This is a genomic window from Oleiphilus sp. HI0123 (assembly GCF_001635315.1).
The window spans coordinates 1-1956 of sequence record NZ_LWGE01000492.1 but is presented as its reverse complement, the minus strand read 5'-3'; the positions used below and the strand labels follow the sequence as shown (position 1 = coordinate 1956).

Genomic DNA, 1956 nt, shown 5'->3' with positions numbered 1-1956 from the left:
TTATCTATTACTAATTACCCTGTTCCACCTGTTACCCGTCAATCAAAGCCTGATCCAAATTTCACGTACTTGACTAAATGAAGATTCGATTCACTATCATCATCTGCATGTCCTTTACCTGAGCTAGCAGTGCAATATACAACTGTAGAATCGACAATCTTACGCAACTCTTCATCATCTTCTAGTCTTTGTGGAGGATTTAGATAATTACAACACTTAAACCTTCTACATCTGCGGCGCTCTAAGCGGCGTTTTTCAAGGTAGTTGTCGCCTGAGCATTTAAGCTGCTTGTTTTTCCTTCTCCGGGTTCAACTTAACGTCACCCACTTTCTCCCAGTTCCGCGTAGCTTTTGACCACCTTATTTGGTTCTTTCTTTTCATCTTGCGATAAAGCTCATCCCTCTTCGATAATATTTCTTCATCCAGACCTAAGTGCCTTTGCTCTGGGGTAACAAAGTTAATTCGACTATGCCGGTGCTCTGTGTTGTACCAAGTGACAAACTCTTTCACCCAAGTTCTTGCTTCATCGATTGATTTAAATCCCTCAGATGGCCATCGACGACAGTACTTCAGGGTTCGAAATAGTGATTCTGAAAACGGATTATCATTACTTACACCAGGCCGACTTCGAGAGCTGGCGACACCCAAATCCTGCATTTTTGCTTGCATTGTTAAGCTCTTCATTGGGCTACCATTATCCGAGTGCAACACCAGGGATTTTCTGACGCACTTTTCTGACCAAACACTGCGCTCAAGCAATGCTGCTGCATGTTCTCCTTGCTCGGACTCATGCACTTCCCAGCCAACAATTTTGCGACTGAAGATATCTTCTATCATATACAGGTAATAATACCGCCCTATCACAGTTGCAGGGCAGTACGTAATATCCCAACTCCAGACTTCATTTGGCCCAGTGGCCGTATATCCCTTCGGTTTCTTCGTACCATTTTTGGGCTTGTCTCGCCCCCTGTGAGCCAGTTGATTATGTGCTTTGAGCACACGATAAAAGCTGGACTCAGAAGCAATATATTGCCCTTTATCCGCTAGCCTTGGTACGATTTGGCTGGGTGGAAGGTCCGCATATTCGGGCTCGTTACAGATATTGATAATGCTCTGTCGCTCGGTTTCTGACAACTTATTCTTTGGCTCAGGTCTAATAGCTGACTGTCTTTTGTCCTGTGTAACGCCACCATCTTCAATCCAGCGTTGTAAGGTCCGAAGCGATAAGCCTATTAGCTCACAGGCTTTCACTCTTCTGGCTCCAGCACTAACGGCTTCATCAATCAGCTCCACATAATATTGCCTATCTGGAAGCATGGTTAGCTGTCCTCGTCTTCCCCCCAGTAGGCATTGAGCTTTTTTCTGAGCACCAATAATGCAGCAGTTTCAGCAAGTGCTGCATCTTTGCGTTTTAGCTCCTTCTCTAACTGCTTAATACGCTTCTTATCTGCTTTGCGCTCTGCAGCTTCCTGTTTCTTACGCTGAGCCTCAGTCATATTGTTGTTAATACAAGATTGTTTCCATTGCTTCACCTGATCAGGGTACAGCCCTTTTTCTCGGCAATACTCACTTAGCTCTATCTCCGACATCATGGCGGTTTCCAGAACAATTGAAAACTTTGCTTCTGGAGACCAGTTATCTGGACTACTACTTTTTGTCACACTTGAACCTGGTAATTGAAATTTATCTCGCCAGGAATACAAGGTGGATAGGTTTATGTTTTCCTGGGCTGAAAACGTTCTTAATGATAACCCACTTTCAAGCCACTTCTTAACAATGGCTTCTTTAAACTCTTTTGAATAATGCTTCACTCATATTCTCTTACCGCCTCCTATTCAATTATTAAAAATTAACAGAGGCGACAACTATCCTGACACAGGGGGTTCTGAATCAGCTTCAAAACAAAATCTATAACTCATACTATGAACAAACTTCTTATCCAATGCCTTGATCTGG

1 protein-coding gene is annotated in these 1956 nt (G+C 43.4%); it reads right to left on the bottom strand.

Annotated elements, in window-relative coordinates:
• Positions 1-279: 279 nt before the first annotated feature.
• Positions 280-1811 (bottom strand): IS3 family transposase gene (locus A3761_RS25450; protein WP_369808172.1). Its coding sequence is split into 2 segments (ribosomal slippage): positions 280-1367 and positions 1367-1811, totalling 1533 coding nucleotides; the frame shifts between segments, so codons are not numbered across the junction.
• Between the last annotated feature and the right edge of the window lie 145 nt (positions 1812-1956).